Here is a 17,950-nt window from a genome sequence, read left to right on the forward strand (position 1 = left end):
GGATTACCAAAACGGTCCCTTTTGTTATTTGAAGAGTAAAGCTAATGAAACACGATCGAATTTTAATTCTGGATTTTGGAAGCCAGGTCACTCAGTTGATCGCCCGCAGAGTGCGTGAAGCTCATGTTTACTGCGAAGTACATTCCTGTGAGGTGACTAATGACTTCATCAGAGATTTCAATCCGAAAGGCATCATTCTTTCCGGATCTCATATGAGTGCCTATGAAGAATCTACTGATGTTGCACCAGCAGCCGTTTTTGAACTCGGAGTTCCTGTTCTTGGCATCTGTTACGGTATGCAGACCATGGCAGAACAGCTCGGAGGTAAGGTTGAAAGCGGAGCCCAGAGAGAATTTGGTTACGCTGAAGTCCGTGAACACGGCCATACAAAATTGTTAGAGAAAATCTCTGATTTTACAAATGAAGAAGGTCAGAGCTTCTTAAAAGTTTGGATGAGCCATGGTGACAAAGTCACCAAGATGCCTGAAGGCTTCAAACTCATGTGTTCTACACCGAGCTGCCCGATCGCCGGTATGGCTGACGAAAAGAGAGGTTTCTATGCCGTTCAGTTCCACCCGGAAGTTACTCATACGGTGAAAGGTAAAGAAATTCTCAATACTTTTGTGTTGGACATCTGTAAAGCCAAACCTGACTGGATTATGGGCAACTTTGCTGAGGAATCCGTTCAGAAGATCAAAGAACAAGTCGGCAAAGATGAAGTTATTCTCGGACTTTCCGGCGGTGTTGATTCTTCTGTAGCCGCTGCTTTGATTCATAAAGCTATCGGTGACCAGCTGACATGTGTTTTCGTTGACAACGGCCTTTTGCGTTTGCATGAACGCAAGCAAGTTGAAGAAACTTTCCGCAAGAATATGGGAATGAAGCTTGTTGTCGTTGATGCAAGCGAACGCTTTATGCACGAACTCAAAGGCGTTACAGATCCTGAAGCAAAGAGAAAGATTATCGGCCGTTTGTTTGTTGAAGTTTTCCAAGAAGAAGCCGCCAAGCTTCCAAATGCTAAGTGGCTTGCTCAGGGCACGATTTATCCTGACGTTATTGAAAGTGCCGCCGCTAATACAAAGAAGGCTAAGACAATTAAGTCTCACCATAACGTTGGCGGATTGCCTGAAACTCTTCACCTTAAACTCTTGGAACCGCTTCGTGAACTCTTCAAGGATGAAGTCAGAGAGCTTGGATGTGAATTAGGTTTGCCGGCTGAAATGGTTTACAGACATCCTTTCCCGGGTCCAGGTTTGGGCGTCAGAATTCTTGGGGAAGTTAAGAAAGAATATGCTGATCTTCTTCGTCAAGCGGATGCAATCTTTATCGAAGAACTTAGAAATGCTGATTGGTACGATAAAGTCAGTCAGGCTTTCGTTGTATTCCTTCCTGTTAAGAGCGTAGGCGTAATGGGCGACGGCAGAACTTATGACTGGGTTGTTTCTTTAAGAGCAGTTCAGACATCTGACTTTATGACTGCCAAGTGGGCTCACTTGCCGTATGAGCTTCTTGGTAAGGTTTCCAACCGTATCATTAATGAAGTTAAGGGTATCAATAGGGTTTGCTACGATGTGTCCGGCAAGCCGCCAGCAACGATCGAGTGGGAATAACTTTATAGTTATCCATAGATATTTTTAATATTGAGGGACGCCTAAAAAGCGTCTCTTTTTTTATGCTCGAATAGGTTGAGATTCTCTCAGTTTGTGTAGAAAGAATAATTCATAACTTGGGCGCACGTCGGCTGCTAATTCATCATTCTTATGAAGTTACCGAAGGAGGAGTAAGGAGTGTTTTTCCTCTTTTCTTGAAAGTAAGAATTTGTTAATTTCTATTGTGCGTTTTTTCAATGCAAAGATGCCTGGATAAAAGACTTCCATTTTCACTTCAAGGATCGAAAAACGAATTAAAAAGAATTAAAAGGTTAGGAGTTCTCACATTGTGAGAATGGAAGCTAAAAAAATGAATCAATGTTGCTAATAAGTTGTGCGCCAACCTTCTAGGCCGAGGAATTTCAGAAGTAAAAGAACAACCTAAGAACAAGGAATGAGAGAATGAATAAAATTTATAAAACCATTTGGAGCAAGACTCGTAAAACGTTTGTAGTCGTCTCCGAGACAGCAAAATTTCATTCCTCAGAAAAGTCGAAAGCTTTTTCAATATCTGTTTTCTTGGCCTCATTTTGTGTACTTTTGAGTCCGGTGATAACCGTCGCAGCTGACGTGAACGTAGATGAAGCAAGGAGGTTGCCCATTGGAGCTATTTCACCTACTGACACTTTAGTTAACACTAGCAATTCTGTTTCTAATGCTACTGCTTTAGTTATAGGGGTTAATGAGAAAGCACAACAAATTGTTCCTACGGCTGATACTCAGACCAATGTTCTTGATTCTGACCTTGGATTCATGAATGTTACGGGCGTGACCAACGGTTTATTCATCAACAATGGAAAACAATTTATTTTGGTAGGCCGTTCCGTTGATGATTCAAATCCGGATCAGATTGAACTAGCAGACGGTGTGGTATGGGTTGGATCTTACGACTTGAATGGTAACCAATCTAAACTGACATTAGGCTCTTCCAATTCTCTCACTAAAACCAAAGGGCACCTGAAGGAACTCAATGTTGGTATCAATCCGTCCTCTCCGAATCAGGGCGGAGCTGGGGGCATCGTTGTCGTTAGAAACGGCGAGTTCTGGGTTGACACGCTCAAAAACGGAACTACCGGTCAAGATGCAAACTATAACGGTATTGAGATTGGCTCGGAAACTGATCGTGAAACAACGTTAAATGTTCTTACTTACGAATCCTACGATTGTGGCTCTCTCGTTAATTACGGTAATTTTAATGTCGATAGCATCACAAGCGTAAACAGCGGTAATCGAATTGACAATCGTAATGTTCTGACGGCTAAGTCTGCAAACTTTACCGGAGTGATGACGAATTCTGGAAATGCACGGATTGGCTCTCTCACGCTTAATTCGTCTGGAAATTTAAACAATATCAATTCAACATTAACTGTAGACAATTTTTATCTAGAAGGTGACAGTAGGGATGGACACTACCGCGGCGGACTGAAGAATCTTGGAACTCTGACTATCTCTTTACGAGGAGGAACTGCCGGTGATTTTGAGAATGCTCAAGGAGGTACAGTATCTGTCAAGGATGATTTCTATCTCACAGCCAACGGAACTCTTGTTAATAGGGGAGGGATGGAAGTTTCGTTTTTGACCGCCGTATCTACGAACGAAGCCGCTAAATTTATAAACACTGGTAAATTTACCCTCCTCTCTGATAAAGGAAACAGCTCTCTTGGCTTTAATATAGAAAATTCTTCGGGGGGATTTTTTACAATCAAAGGGCCAAAGGGCAGTCAAGCTTCAACCACATTCACGGCCGGTACTTTTACCAACGAAGGGACCTTTAGTTCTGAGTCTGAGCTTCTTTATCTGGGAACAGGAGCCACTTTTAAGAACAGCGGAACCGCCCATCTGAACAGTATCTATATTAACGGAGAAGGTCTGTTTGAAAATACAAATAAAGGCCATTTCGCAGATACTGGGACAGTTCAATTGGACATGAGTTCAGGCACTCATGTAGGCTTGTCCAACGCTGGAACGATTGAATTAAACAACCTGAAACTCAATACAGGGAAGCTGTCCAATGGAGGGACGCTTTCCGTGACCAATGCCGAAATAAAGTCTAGCGGTTTCCTCGAAGGGGGAGTTTTTATTTCCGAATATCTTAAGAATCAGGGATTCGTTTCGGGGATAACTTTAAAGGTCGCTAACGGATCGAGTTCTGGAAATCTTAAAGTCAATGACACTTTTTTGGTCGAACAAGACGGCCAATTTACTAATGAAGAAAACGGTACCATTGAAGCTTCCAATGGAATAACCATAAAAGGAGAGTTGATCAACAAGGGTGGATTGTTCTCCTAAGGTACTTCATCAGTTGTCGAAAACACAGGCAAATTTACAGCCCAATCGGATACGAAGTTTAATAATCTCACCCTGAAACAAGGGGCAACTTTGAAAGTTGAGAAGGGTGAAGTCATTGTTACTTATTTGACGGCTGAAGGAGCGATCTACACCCAGACAGAAGGAACATTCAAAGCCGAAAACGGATGGTTTAGCAACTCCATACTCAACATTCAGGGAGGAGTTTTGGATGTAACTAAATCCAATAAAGAAGGAATTCTTGGAAACAATACCGTCAATATTTCTGGGAATAACGTTACTCCATCCATAGATAACAAAGCACACCCTGACGACAAAATTAAATACAAAGACGGTCTTACTCAGGTTGTGATCGGCACTCTTACTTCCGACTCTGTTGTGAACATCAAAGCCGGAGGTCTTTTAGATGTTGAGAGTATTAACTTAACTGAAAACAAAAAGACTCTAACACTTGACGGGGGTGTTATCCAGACATCTGCTGATCAGATCTTCTATCAGACGAAGAAAGAAGTCCTTCCTTTGGATGATAAGGAACCAGTTCAATCAGTTGAGCTCCCGGGAAATTTAGTGACTTCTTCCGTGGGCGCGGTTAAGGACAGTGTAAAAGCCGGTCTTACTTTGAAGAGTGGCAATCTAGTTTTAGACGATAAAACATTCTCAACTTCTCTTGTGTCGGAAGTTACCGAGTCTCTGACGAGCGCATTTGGTTCCGCTACTAAGCTTACCGTAAACTTCTTAGGGGCTGCTTCGACAACTATCTTTAATATCGAAGAAGCAGAGAAGCTGGCTTCTAATTTACAAACAAACGTCGTGCTGAACGGGGTGACACTTTACAACGAAAAAAACGGAAACGATAACCTTGACTGGTTGAATGTTGGTCAGACCCGCCCAGACTTGCATCCGGGGAAGGTCTTAGAGGCAAGTATGGGTTTTAAGAATATTGCATTGGCAACTGGGGTAACGATTGCCGATGGCAGAGAGCTTGCACTGGTAGGTAATATTGCTGGAACTCTTTCCGATTCTGACTTTTCCTCGAACCTGAATAAGCTGCTTACGAGTGCCGATAATGGAGGGGAGATCTCCGTAGAGAATGGCACCTTTACCCTCGGTACCAACGGTGCGGCTGAGCCTTCTGTAGGCTGGATCAACTCCTCCGCTGTGACGAAAGAAGGCAATCTTAACGTCAAAAACGGCCAATTTGCGATTTGGAATCTCGCGAATAACGGGAGCGTAAAAATTGCAGCCAATGCCGCCCTGCGTGTAAACAATCTGGAAGGCGCCGGTACGATAGATAATCAAGGACAGTTCCTTGTAAAGGATTACGAAGGAAAGGCAGCAGCCTTTGAATTGAACTGTGCTTTCTCAAATTCCGGTGCATCTTCGCTATTGGATGCCTCCGCTGTTGAAAACTCCTCCGTGAATAACTATCTGCTAAACGAAGGGAAAACCATCTTCAAGAATCTGACTGTTACGGACAGTCTCATCAATGAAGGAACGTTTACCGTGGCCGAAGGTTTAAATGTGGAAGGAGACGTGGATAATGCGGGGACCTTATCCTATAGGTATGCTAAGGCCGCAAAAGACGCAACAATGATGAACAGCGGAACGGAAACGGGTGAATCCCTTTCACTGGCGTTCGGAGCGGAGCGCACGAACAAAGGCTCGACGTCTTTGCTGATCTTCAATATTGATGAAGGCGCCTCCTCAACTACGGAAGTCAGAGCCACCGACATGATTACAGGAAACTTCAAAGTCGAAGGCACTCATGTCAACAAAGGCAGGCTTAATGCTTCGGGCTCCACTGATGTTAAAGGGCAACTCTCAAACCTTGCCAACGCGACATTCAATTCCTTGTCTCTTATTCAAAACGGGATTTATGAGAATAAAGGGACCGAGTTCGGTGAAAATATTACGCTTAACGAAGGCTCGATATACAAGTCTTCCGGCAATTCACGATGGAAGTACGTGACCGTAAGAGAAGCTGATCTTCATTCGAGCGGCACATTTGCAGCAGAAAACTTTGCTTTAAGTTCAGGAGCCGTGTCCTTAACAGGCGGAGAGTTCAAAACAGCAAATGCGGTACTAGATGGCGGAACAATTACTGTCGGTGATGCTTCGGGTGCAACTTCAGCGAGCGCTGAGCTGGCTTCGAGTGCTTTTATCAAATCCATGATTACCGTCCTCAACGGCTCTGAACTCGGTTTTGGTGTTGGTGCTTTGGCTTACGCGGAAACGCTTAATGCTCCCAAAGGCTCTGCCCATCTCTCCATGACACAAAAGATGATTCTTGCGGAAGGTTCAGGCCTCACCGTTGGAGAAAATGCACATCCTGCTGCGCAAGATGCATCTGGTGCAACAAGTCTCATTTTCGGGGATGGAACAACAACGATAGTAGACTGCGCACTTCTCAAAGACGGTACGGGCGCTTTCTCAACTAATGGCCAAGACGCATCACTGACGGTAGCCCCAACGGCAACTCTTATTCTTGGCAATATCGATGAAGCCGGTGACTATACCGTTGTGAGCGGCTTTGATACTGAAGACAACATTTCCGGCAATGGCTGGACGGGTGGGTGGACAGGAGACAAACTTTACGCTTTAGCTCAGGACGGAACCGGCATTAATTGGGAACTGGAACTACATAACGATGCCTCTAAAGTGTGGGTATCAGCCATTCTTAATGATGTTCTTTCTATGTATCCGGATATTGCGATTCCAAACATTGCCAATGATGAACTTCGTCATGCTCAGAAAGATGCTTTCACGTACAGCGTTTTAAGGCGCAAGGACTTGTCTGCAGCTGAGAAGACAGCAATAGTTAATTCTGCGGCAAACATAAGTTTTGCGGGTGGCACTATTTCTGTGGGCTTCAATGACCTTACAACTGCTTTGGATTCCGTAGAGAATCGAGTTTCAATGAAAGGTGAATCTTTCACAGAAGAAGGGTTGATGCGTGATTGGCCGCATGGAAACAATCTGTGGATTGATTTGACTGGCGGAAAGCAAAAATATAAAAGATTTGCGGCAACGGGAGTCGGTGAGGCCGGCTATAAGACTGACGCGTTCGGTTTTACGATGGGCTTTGACCGTAAAGTGACACAGGCTTCGATTTTAGGCGCGGCTTTCAGCTACAACCGAGGTTCGCTAGATTCAACCGGAGACGTATCCAAAACGAAAAATAAATACAATTCTTACGGAATTCACGCCTACGGTGCTTACAGCCCTAGTTCTCGCTTAAACGTTGTCGGAACGTTGACGTATCTTAGAAGTTCCTCTGATATTACCCAGCACATTTATGCCGCGGGTTTCGGAAATGCCGATGCTGATGTCAAGACCGATTTGCTTGCAGCTGGCATTCGTGTGGAAACAACCTTGAAAGCTAGAAGTTCAAGTGTTGTTCCTCATGCAGGAATTCGCTATGTGTACGCTAAGAGCGAGAAGTACGACACCAAGGTTGATGGAAAGAAGATCTGGTCAAACAAGACCAAAGCAAATAACGCCGTTCAGTTCCCGATTGGTGTTGCACTTCGCGGCGATATCGCGACCGGTAACGGCTGGAATATTCGTCCGCAAGCTGACCTCACTTTCATACCGCAGGTTGGAAGCACTAATCAGCGTACAACATTGACAGATGTAAACGGCATTTCTGACCGCATAAGCGGTGAATTTGCAGGAAACTTCGGGACGAATGTGAATTTGGGTGTTCAAGTTGATAAAGGTGGTACCACATTCGGATTGCTGTACGGTTTTACAGGAGGTTCTAAAGGTAAGGCTGACCATACCTTACGGCTTGAAGTTCGCTGGCGCTTTTAGCAGGTAAAGAGGGGAAGTTTCGTTGAATATTCAGATTGAGCAACGAGATTCCTGATGATTTGTATGATTGCAATCACGACGATTACTAGCTATCTTGCACTCGTGCCCAGAAAATTTTCTATGACTCGATTTCAATTGGCTAGTGAAAACTTTTCTGGGCAGATTTTCATATTACTGTCGCTGCGTACACCTCTCAGTTCACTTAGTCTTCGTAAGAGCCGCGATCTGTAGATTTCTAGTGCAGCAAAAGAGGCGCCTTCGTTAGAAGTGCGCCTCGAAAAACCTAATTGAAAGATGATTTTCAGCTTATTAAAGATGAATCATTTCAGCCGTTGGTTTTTTAGAAACTGTGGCTAATACCGCTGCACAGAGTCCATGAGTTAAATGTTGAGCGATAAGAGCCGGTATTGAGAAGTTTGTTGGCTTTGCCATAACCGCCGTAGAGATAAACTAAGGTACGGTTGCTCAAAGGATATTCATATGCAGTTCCGGCGGACCAAATGTTGTATTTTTCGTTTGTGGAATTAGATTTTCCGTGGGCATAGTTGCCTTCAAGTTTCCATTCCCCACCGGCGATCTTATAGCCAATAGCTGCAGTGACTGCATGCTGAGATACGCCTTTAGTTCCTTGATTTGCATAATTCCATCCGGGAAGCATCTGGCTGTTATGTGCATACTGGTAGGCAGCCCAAACCGTCCAATTGCCAAAGCCTTGCTGACCGCCCAAGGTGAAGAGCTGAGTTGATTTTGCAGCAATGTCTTTGTTGTCGAGCATTTCCCACATTGCACTAAATACAGTGTCGTTATGGGCATAATCTAAGCCGATACCGTAATAGTGAGAATTCTTAGACCATTTCTTGTCGTCTTCACCTGTGGTGTTTAAACCGGTACCGTTGGAGTACATAGCAGTGATTGTTGCGCCGCTAAAGGAAGGACTCTTGTAGATTACAAGATTATCCATGCGGTCTGTGTTGATAAAAGCACTTGCCATATTGCCGTCTGTGTAGTAAGACGTCCAAAGAGCACCACCGTGCAGAATAGTGTAGGTGCCGCAGTCAGAAGACAAACCGCCGGCTCGGCCAAAGGCGAATTCGCCCCAGTTGCCTTTAACCTGCAAAAGAGCTTCGCGGCTGAATGCTTTTCCACCATAGGCTTCGCTTCCGTCATCAGCGTTGAATCCTTGTTCGAGAATAAAGCCGACGGAATTGCCGTTGCCCAGATCCTCGACGCCTCTCAAGCCGAATCTGCTTCCGGCGTAAATACCGTTATCTAATTTCACAACGGCACTTTCACCTTTGTGTTTGGTGACGGTGACTGCTTCGTCAATTACTCCGTAGAGTGTGACATTAGAGGCTGCCATTGCATTGAACGACAATGCGGCCAGAAGGGCGGCAGGAAGAATTTTTTTGATCATTGCAAAATCTCCTTAGTTTGAGTTGCAGAGGTTTATAAGAGTACTTGAGAAGGACATTTAGACGCTTTGGTAAAGCGTTAGCCAAGTTAGCTATGCGCGTTTTCCTTGTGGAGATTTGCTGACAACACATCAAGAGCGCAGTAAGTAACTAGCATTTTCTTTCTCATAAACTATACCGTCTAGCCGGTTTAGTTAATATGCAAATATTAATCTCATAATTGCTTTTAATTAATCAGGATTTTTCCTAATAAAATGAAAAAGTTCCGGCAGAGAAGTTTTGTAATTGGAATTGTCAAGAATTCATCCGCTTCAAACAGAGTCACATAGGTCCTCTAAAAAGTACAAGGATCTGTCTTTTCATAGTTGCTGGCGACTTTAAATAATGAGTACGCTTGGACAAATTTATATTAAGAATTCCAAAAATGCTATCTCCATCATTTTGTCTTCTTTTTCCTTGATGCTATTTCTCACGAGATCTATAGATAATCCGTCTTGTCGAAAATCGTTTGAAAACTCGGTGGTTAAAGGAGTTGAAAAATGAACTCTTGATTAAGCAACTCATCTGCCGTAAAGTAAGAGGAGAGTAATCACAAATTCAAAAATCAGCATGGTTTCATTTCCATGAGGAGGAGGGTGGATGGATATAGTTGATAAGTTTGTGAATCTTTCGATTCGTGTCGGATCCACAATTGAAGCTCTTAGCAAAGTTCCAGAAAACTTGTCGTGCGTCTTGATGACCTTTCAGGCGACCTCAAAAAATCCTTTAAGTCCTACTATATCTGAGGCTCAGATCTTTTTGCAGACAGCCGGAAGCTGGTTGAGCCTGACTCCGGATGAGTTGGTGCAGGCCGCTAATTTGGTTCGGCCGCCGCTTTTTGCTCATATCAACTTGAATCATCTTTTCGAAAGAGTTGAGAAACGCAGGAAGGACGAGCGGGAAAAAAGAAGACTTTTTGCTCTTCAAAAAGAAAAAGAAAATGAAGAGAAAAAAATCAACAAAGATGATGATATTAAGTACATGAAGGAAGCAATGGATTGTGCACGGGCCGCAGAAGAGAGCGGTGAAGTCCCTGTAGGCGCAGTTGTGGTTGACGAGAAAGGTGTAATTATCGGCCGAGGATTTAATAAAGTGATCGGAGACGCCGATCCTACCGCCCATGCGGAAATCATGGCCATTAGACAAGCCGCAAAAGTCAAAAAGAATTACCGTCTGGAAAATTGCACGCTATATGTCACGCTTGAACCGTGTCCAATGTGTGCCGGCGCTATTATGAATTCTCGCTTTAGCCGTTTGGTCTACGGAGCCTCCGATGAAAAGGCGGGTGTCGTTGATAATGTATGCAAACTCTTTAGTTACCCTACACTTAACCATCATACAAAGACTACCTCCGGTATTTGCAGTCAAGACTGCCTTAAATTGCTGCGCGATTTCTTCGAAAAGAAGAGAAAAAAGGAGAGCAGCAATTGAAGAAAAAAATTGCAGGAATTGCAGCCCCTAGCGGTAATGTATTAAATCTTGAAGACGTAAAGAAAGCAGCAATGCTTTTAGAAGAAGACGGTTGGGAAGTGAAGCTCGGAGAGTCCGTCTTGACTTCCTTTCAACGATTCGGAGGTGTCAGTGACGAGGCGCGTGCCGAAGATTTCAATCGGCTATGCGGCAAGTGTGATTTTGTCCTAGCCGCTCGGGGAGGTTACGGTTTAAACCGCATCCTTCCCACAATTGATTTTGAAGAGATTCATAAGAGAGGAGTGTGGGTTGGAGGCTTCTCGGATATCACATTATTTTCTTTGGCATATCTTGCTAAGTATCAAGGCAAAAGTTTGCATTGTCCGACAGCAAGCGTGTTAGGAAAATCTTCCATTTCTGCCTTTAGTATTGAATCTTTTCGGACGGCTTTATCTTCAAAACAATATGCCATTGAGTTTGAAACAGATGCTGCAGATTTAAAGGTTTCAGGCACTCTTTGGGGAGGAAATTTATCCGTCCTTGTCTCGGCTCTAGGGACACCGTATTTTCCTGATATTGAGGGAGGAGTTCTTTTTCTGGAGGATTTGGCTGAACCTGCCTACAAAATCGAAAGAAATTTACTTCAGTTAACTCAAGCGGGCGTTCTACAAAAGCAGCAAGCAATCGTTTTGGGTCACTTCTCTCATATAAGAAATTCCGCTCACGACTTTGGCTACTCCATTGAGGATGCAAAAGAAATCTTGCGAAAGACAATCAATGTTCCTGTAATCGAAGGGCTCCCTTTCGGGCATGTTGATGATCTTTGCACACTGGTGATTGGGGCTCCGTGCTGTCTTAGCGTAAACTCTAGGCATTGCACATTAACGATTTCGGATGCCCCGAACTTCTAGTCATGAATTTAAAAGATCTCTACAAGAAATTTCGAACTATTTTCGAACCAGGTCCTAGAAGTTATGATCCCCGAGACTTGGGTCTGACTGCGCCCGACCTTAAAAAGAAGCTTCAATTAAGCCAATTAGCGCAAATGAAGCATCATTCCTCCGCTTCAATTCTTACCCGGTTTATTTTTTGTGTGCTCTTCGCATGTCTGACTTGGGATTCGATAGGCGGGGGAGTAATGGCACTATGGGTTGGATTTGTACTGATGCATAGCCTTGCGGGGATTAAATCGACAGATGATTTTTTTGAGTGCTCCGACGTTGAGAAGCAGTTCAAGTTCTGGAAAAACCGTTCTCTTCAAATGGTTTTTGTTTCAGGATTGTCATTCGGTTTTGCCGGTTTCTATTTCATGATTCCGGGCAATACTGAAGTTCAAATGCTTGTTATCGCCTTAATTATTGGTGTTTCTTTCGGAAGCATGTCTCTTTATGCATGTTGGCTTCCTGCATTCTGGGCGTTCCTCCCGACAGTACTGCTGCCGACGATGGTCAAGCTGGCGATGATTTATAACATCTCTTTTGGAGTAGCTGCCTTTTGGGTTGGAATTATCCTTCTTATCCTCTGGTACTTCTCAACGCGCCTCAATGAGATTTACTCTCTGTCTCTATTCAGAAATTTTGAGAAAGAGTATTTGGTAGAAGAGTTAGTCCAGCAGCGCCAGGCCGCTGAACTGGCAAAAGAAGCCGCAGAAATGGCCATTGTGTCTAAAACTAAGTTTTTCGCTGCGGCCAATCATGACTTAAGACAGCCTTTGCAGGCCATGGGCATTTTTATTTCTGTGCTGGAAGCTCAAGTCCCGCCTGATAGTAAGCCCCTGGTCGATAATCTATCCCAAGCATGTAATCAGGTAGCAACTTTGGTGGATCAAATTTTGATCCTCTCAAAATTGGATTCCAGAAGCATCAAAATCAATCCTACAACCTTTTCTTTGGATGAAGTGTTTGAGGAAATGAAGATCGAGTTCGCATCCGTCGCTGAAACCAAGGGAATCCAATTTGTTCTTGATCCTATTTCTGCGACTATCTGTACCGATGCCCAGCTTCTTGAACGAGTTATTCGAAATTTGCTTTCGAACGCTTTCAGATACACCTCATCGGGAAAAGTGGTTTTGAGAGCAAGACGCGGGTTGAAAGATACTTTGGTTATTATCGTTGCTGATACCGGCAACGGCATCGATAAGTCTGAAAAGCAAGATCTCTTTAAAGAATATTACCGAGGAAAGTCCGGATATCAGGCAAAAGAGGGTTATGGCTTAGGACTTTCTATTGTCAAAAAGATTTGTGATTTGCTTGATTTCTCCATTTCTTTTCGGTCCAAGAAAGGTTCAGGTACCGTATTCCGTGTAGTTGTGCCTCTTTCGAGAGATTTGCATCAGGTCAAATTACTTAATAAGCCGGAGCACTCTAAATCTTTCTTCTCGCTGAAAGGCAAGAGAATATTAATTATCGAAGATGATCCTTTAATCCGCCGCAGCGTTCAAGCTTTATTAGAAGCTTGGGGAGCAAAAGTTAAAGTCGCGGAACACTATGATGCTCAGCTTGCAGCGGAAATCGTAGTTTCTAATCCATTGGATCTGATATTGACTGACTTTAACTTAGGGCCCGGACATTTGACAGGGCTTCAGGCGACACTGCGTATAAGAAGCGCTGTCGGTAAGAGGATTCCTGCCATTGTCATGAGTGCGACTCCTAGAGAGGAGGTCATGAGACATTATGAAGAAGAGACGGAAGGTTTAAATTTCAGCGAATACGGTACTGACCTAACTGATTTGCCGACAATTCTTCAAAAACCTGTTTCACCGAACGAAATTAATAAAGCTATTTCAAGGCTTTTGAATACGAAGCACACTTAGTACAAATACTATTCTGTTTTTTCTGACAAAGGTTAGATTTGAGCTATTCTAAATGCACTCTTTTAACCAAAAAGACCCAATTCGACAGTCTGAATTTTTACCAAAATCAGATGGATCGAAGCACTAATCGAATAGCTCGTCGTCTTTCAAAAAAAGATAGTGAGCCGTCCGATCAATTTCCCAAGGACTTTGAAAGGATTTTTAATGAATCAGAACGGTGCGGAAAAAAACGCAGAAGTATTAAACGGATCAGAAATACTGGTCCGAGCTTTAGCTGAAGAGGGTGTAAAGCACGTCTTCGGCTATCCGGGTGGGAGCGTCTTAAACGTCTTTGACGCTATTTTCAAACAAGATAAATTCAAGCACATCCTTGTCAGGCACGAACAAGGTGCCGTCCATGCAGCAGATGCCTATTCACGTTCCAGCAACAAAGTCGGCGTTGCTCTAGTAACGAGTGGTCCGGGAGCAACGAATGCCGTCACAGGAATTGCTACGGCTTATGCTGACAGCATTCCGCTTGTCGTCTTTACAGGCCAGGTCAACACCGGTGCAATTGGCCAAGACGCTTTCCAAGAAGTGGATACCATCGGCATTACCAGACCTTGTGTTAAGCACAATTTCTTGGTTAAGGATGTTCGAAATCTCGCCGAAACAATTAAAAAGGCTTTCTATATCGCCAAGAGCGGCCGTCCCGGTCCTGTTGTGATTGATCTTCCGAAGGACATTACAGCCGCAAAATGCGAATACTCTTATCCAAAAGACATTGATATTCGCTCTTACAGACCGATTTCAAAAGGCCACTTAGGGCAAATTAAGAAAGCTCTTCAACAATTAATCAATGCAGAAAGACCGCTTATTCTTGTTGGGGGGGGCGTAATCTCTGCAAATGCCAGCGAACTGCTCCAGCGCTTTGCCAGTGAACTTGGTGTTCCGGTCAATTCCACTTTGATGGGCTTGGGCTCTATTAAGTCCGGTGACAAAAAATTCCTCGGCATGGTTGGAATGCACGGAACATATGAAGCCAATATGGCAATGCAGAACTGCGATTGCTTGGTTGCTATCGGCGCACGATTTGACGATAGAGTTGTCGGTTTGCCGAGTAATTTTGCTCAGCCCGGCAGAAAGATTATTCATATCGACGTGGATCCGTCAACAATCTCTAAGCGTGTGAAAGTTGATATTCCAATCGTCGGCGATGTCAAAGTCGTTTTGGCAGACATGCTGAACCTTCTTGATGAAATTCCGGAACGTCCGGATGCTGAAAAGATGGCTGCATGGCAGAACAAGATCGATGAATGGCGCAAAATTGACTGTCTGCACTATGAGAAGAGCGACAAGGTTATTAAGCCCCAAGAAGTGCTGGAGAAATTACAAGAAGTTGCAGGCCCGGATTTAATCGTGGCTAGCGACGTCGGCCAGCATCAGATGTGGTGCGCTCAATTCCTGAACTTCACTAAACCAAGACATTGGCTGAGTTCCGGTGGTCTTGGCACTATGGGAGTCGGTCTGCCTTATGCTATCGGAGCCTGTGTAGCAAATCCCGATAAGCAAGTTGTCTGCATTACCGGAGACGGCTCTATTCAAATGAATATTCAAGAGCTGGCAACTGCTAAGCAGTTAGGCATCAATCCGAAGATTATTATTCTCAATAATAATTACTTAGGAATGGTTCGTCAGTGGCAGGAACTCGAGTATTCCGGACGCTATTCTCACTCTCATATGACACCGACTCCGGATTTCAAAGTATTGGCCGAGGCTTACGGTCATGTCGGAATCGTTGTTGAGCATCCGAGTGAATTGGAAGGGGCTTTGAAAGATGCTTTCGGAAAATACAAGGATGAATTAGTGCTTCTCGACATTCGCGTCGATCCTACTGAAAATGTTTGGCCGATGGTTAAGGCCGGTAAAGGTCTTACAGAGATGCTTCTTGGCTCGGAGAAAATTTAAATGAATAGACATGTGATTTCCGTTCTTTTAGAGAATGAACCAGGAGCGCTCTCTCGTGTTGTGGGCTTGTTTTCTGCTCGCGGCTATAACATCGAGTCTTTGACGGTTGCTCCTACAGAAGATCCGTCCATTTCAAGAATGACGATTATCAGCCTCGGTAATGATGAACTGATCGAACAGATTACTAAGCATCTGAATCGTCTGATTGAAGTCATTAAGGTGGTAGATCTGACCGAAGGCGAACATTCCGAAAGAGAATTAATGCTCGTCAAGGTTCACGCCGTCGGAAAAGAAAGAGAAGAAATGAAGCGTTTAAGCGATATTTTCCGCGGACGCATCATTGACGTTACAGATAAAACATACACCATTGAGCTAACCGGAGACACAGGCAAGCTTGACGCATTTCTCAAAGCCATTGATCCGGCAAGCGTACTAGAAATGGTGAGAACCGGTGCGTGCGGCATCAGCCGGGGCGACCGCGTGTTAAGAGTTTAATTTTTGTTTCTTATAACTACTTTTATTAAAAAGGAATTATTAAATGCAAGTTTATTACGATAAAGACGCTGACCTCTCTTTGATCAAAGGCAAAAAGGTTGCGATCATCGGTTATGGTTCCCAAGGCCATGCCCACGCTTTGAACCTTCATGATTCCGGCGTGGATGTTGTTGTCGGCGTAAGAGAAGGCGGAGCTTCTTGGAAAAAAGCTGAAGCTGCAGGCTTGAAAGTTGCTTCTATTGAAGACGCAACAAAAGGTGCAGACGTTGTCATGATCCTTCTTCCGGACGAACACATCGCTGAAGTTTATAAGAAGCAGATTGAACCGAACCTCAAAGAAGGGGCTGCTTTGGCCTTCGCTCACGGCTTCAACGTTCACTACGGCCAAGTTAAACCGCGTGCTGACTTGGATGTTTGGATGGTAGCTCCAAAGGCTCCGGGCCATACAGTCCGTAGAACTTACACAGAAGGTTCAGGCGTTCCTCAATTGATCGCTGTTTATGCTGACAAGTCCGGCAAAGCACGTGACGTTGCTATGTCTTATGCTGCAGCTAATGGCGCAGGTAAAGCAGGCATTATTCAGACAACTTTCAAAGAAGAAACTGAAACTGACTTGTTCGGTGAACAGTGCGTTCTTTGCGGCGGTTTGGCCGAACTTATCAAGACTGGTTTCGAAACATTGGTTGAAGCCGGTTACGCTCCTGAAATGGCTTACTTTGAATGCTGCCATGAGCTCAAGCTTATCGTTGACTTGATCTACGAAGGCGGCTTGGCTGATATGAACTACTCTATTTCTAACAACGCTGAATTCGGCGGATATGTAACAGGACCTAAGGTCATTACTGACGTTGCCCGCAACGCTATGAGAAAGGCTCTTAAGGAGATCCAAGACGGTACATATGCTAAAGAATTCTTGTTGGAAAACAAGGTTGGTGCTCCGAAGCTTGGTGCTATCCGCAATCAGACAGCTGCTCACCAGCTCGAACAGGTCGGCAGCCGTCTGCGCAAGATGATGCCTTTCATCTCTGCTCACAAGCACATCGACCGCTCTAAGAACTAATCTTTAGTTTTTTCAAGTCAAAGAAAAGCCCGCTGTTATTCCGGGCTTTTCTCTTAATTGCAACTTCGCTATATTCACTGCATGGAGGTGGTCGAAGAGCATAGTTTTTCTTTCATAATTTTAAATTTCTGGAGAAATAACAAAAAGTCTTTCACGTCTTAGTCTTTCGGTTTCGATTCCAATTTGAGAAAATCAAAAAGAACCAAATAGGAATAATTTCTCTATACGCAAAAGAATATGGCTATCTACTGTGAGCACAAACAGGAGAACTATAAATGTTGGGTGATAAGTCAAATACTTATCTTAAAGTCCGAGTCTCAGAAGTCCTAAAGCAAAATGCCGCTGCCTTATTCGGAGAATTAGGTTTGAGCCTTTCTGATGCAATCAGACTATTTTTAATCCGATCAATTGCTGAACAAAGATTGCCTTTTGATCTGAAATCGAAAAACGAGCCGTTAATTCCAGCGTTAATGACAAAAGAACAAGTGGTAAGTGAAGTTTGGAAAGGATATGAATCCCTGCAGCTTGGAGAGAGTTTTTCTCTGGAAGAAGTTAAAAAAGATACTGCTACCATCCTTAAAGAATGAGTTGTCAGGTATTTTTTTAAAGACGCGTTTGATGATCTTAGAAAACTTATTGTCTACTTGGCTATAGGCTGTGGAGCTTCTTTTACTGGAGAGGAGTATCGAAACAGAATTCTCGAGAAGATTCAATCGCTGGAGGAGTTCCCGTACGTGTGCAAGCGATTTCTCTCCGCAGATGTTTTTAACGGTATCGAATTCAGATGAATTTAATCAGGTTTAAGCCAGCGAGCAACGTCAACTTTGTTGCTGAGTACATGATGAATTCGCACAATGCAACGACTTTTATCGACCGTGTAATAAATGCCATACGACGAACAATACCGAACTCGGAGTCCCAGAGAAAACCACGGCTCTTGTTCAAAACGACGACAGCGTTCAGGCATATAACTGAGGGAGGCAATGCCTTTGTGAAGTTTTTCAAT

Annotated in this window: 12 protein-coding genes; 10 read left to right on the top strand and 2 right to left on the bottom strand. The window is 43.9% G+C overall.

What is annotated here, in order from left to right:
• Positions 1 to 44 precede the first annotated feature (44 nt).
• From guaA to ACYQ4O_RS08250, 3 genes are all read left to right on the top strand, one after another.
• The gene (gene guaA, locus ACYQ4O_RS08240; protein ID WP_460175289.1) at positions 45 to 1,610 is read left to right on the top strand and encodes a glutamine-hydrolyzing GMP synthase; all 1,566 of its coding nucleotides are present in this window, start codon (positions 45 to 47) and stop codon (positions 1,608 to 1,610) included.
• A 441-nt stretch (positions 1,611 to 2,051) separates the two neighbouring features.
• Positions 2,052 to 3,938: an ESPR domain-containing protein gene (locus ACYQ4O_RS08245; protein WP_460175290.1), complete on the top strand. Its 1,887-nt coding sequence runs from the start codon at positions 2,052 to 2,054 to the stop codon at positions 3,936 to 3,938.
• Between the two features lie 90 nt (positions 3,939 to 4,028).
• A complete protein-coding gene (locus tag ACYQ4O_RS08250) occupies positions 4,029 to 7,769 on the top strand; it encodes an autotransporter domain-containing protein (protein WP_460175291.1) in 3,741 nt (1,246 codons plus the stop codon).
• A gap of 340 nt (positions 7,770 to 8,109) precedes the next feature.
• Here ACYQ4O_RS08250 and ACYQ4O_RS08255 read toward each other — a convergent pair whose 3' ends face one another.
• Complete coding sequence (locus tag ACYQ4O_RS08255; RefSeq protein WP_460175292.1) at positions 8,110 to 9,183, bottom strand: porin; 1,074 nt, start codon at positions 9,181 to 9,183, stop codon at positions 8,110 to 8,112.
• A gap of 637 nt (positions 9,184 to 9,820) precedes the next feature.
• Between ACYQ4O_RS08255 and tadA the strand changes: the two genes are divergently transcribed.
• The 7 genes from tadA to ACYQ4O_RS08290 all read left to right on the top strand — a co-directional run bounded on the left by tadA (position 9,821) and on the right by ACYQ4O_RS08290 (position 17,531).
• A complete protein-coding gene (gene tadA, locus ACYQ4O_RS08260) occupies positions 9,821 to 10,651 on the top strand; it encodes a tRNA adenosine(34) deaminase TadA (protein ID WP_460175293.1) in 831 nt (276 codons plus the stop codon).
• The gene (locus ACYQ4O_RS08265; protein WP_460175294.1) at positions 10,648 to 11,541 is read left to right on the top strand and encodes an LD-carboxypeptidase; all 894 of its coding nucleotides are present in this window, start codon (positions 10,648 to 10,650) and stop codon (positions 11,539 to 11,541) included. Before tadA ends, ACYQ4O_RS08265 begins: the two co-directional genes overlap by 4 nt.
• 2 nt (positions 11,542 to 11,543) lie before the next feature.
• Positions 11,544 to 13,442: an ATP-binding response regulator gene (locus tag ACYQ4O_RS08270; RefSeq protein WP_460175295.1), complete on the top strand. Its 1,899-nt coding sequence runs from the start codon at positions 11,544 to 11,546 to the stop codon at positions 13,440 to 13,442.
• Positions 13,443 to 13,646: 204 nt separating this feature from the next.
• Complete coding sequence (gene ilvB, locus ACYQ4O_RS08275; protein WP_308513094.1) at positions 13,647 to 15,389, top strand: biosynthetic-type acetolactate synthase large subunit; 1,743 nt, start codon at positions 13,647 to 13,649, stop codon at positions 15,387 to 15,389.
• Positions 15,390 to 15,884, top strand: a complete 495-nt coding sequence (ilvN, locus tag ACYQ4O_RS08280; protein WP_066592903.1) for an acetolactate synthase small subunit — start codon at positions 15,390 to 15,392, stop codon at positions 15,882 to 15,884.
• A 43-nt stretch (positions 15,885 to 15,927) separates the two neighbouring features.
• The gene (gene ilvC, locus ACYQ4O_RS08285; protein ID WP_066592902.1) at positions 15,928 to 16,944 is read left to right on the top strand and encodes a ketol-acid reductoisomerase; all 1,017 of its coding nucleotides are present in this window, start codon (positions 15,928 to 15,930) and stop codon (positions 16,942 to 16,944) included.
• 275 nt (positions 16,945 to 17,219) lie between these two features.
• Positions 17,220 to 17,531 carry a type II toxin-antitoxin system RelB/DinJ family antitoxin gene (locus ACYQ4O_RS08290; RefSeq protein WP_308513093.1) on the top strand — a complete coding sequence of 104 codons (312 nt, stop codon included), beginning with the start codon at positions 17,220 to 17,222 and terminating at the stop codon, positions 17,529 to 17,531.
• A gap of 193 nt (positions 17,532 to 17,724) precedes the next feature.
• Here ACYQ4O_RS08290 and ACYQ4O_RS08295 read toward each other — a convergent pair.
• Positions 17,725 to 17,950 (bottom strand): hypothetical protein (locus tag ACYQ4O_RS08295; RefSeq protein ID WP_460175296.1); only part of this gene is annotated, 226 nt, incomplete at its 5' end.

The sequence above is a fragment of the Turicimonas sp. TL08 genome (assembly GCF_054660695.1).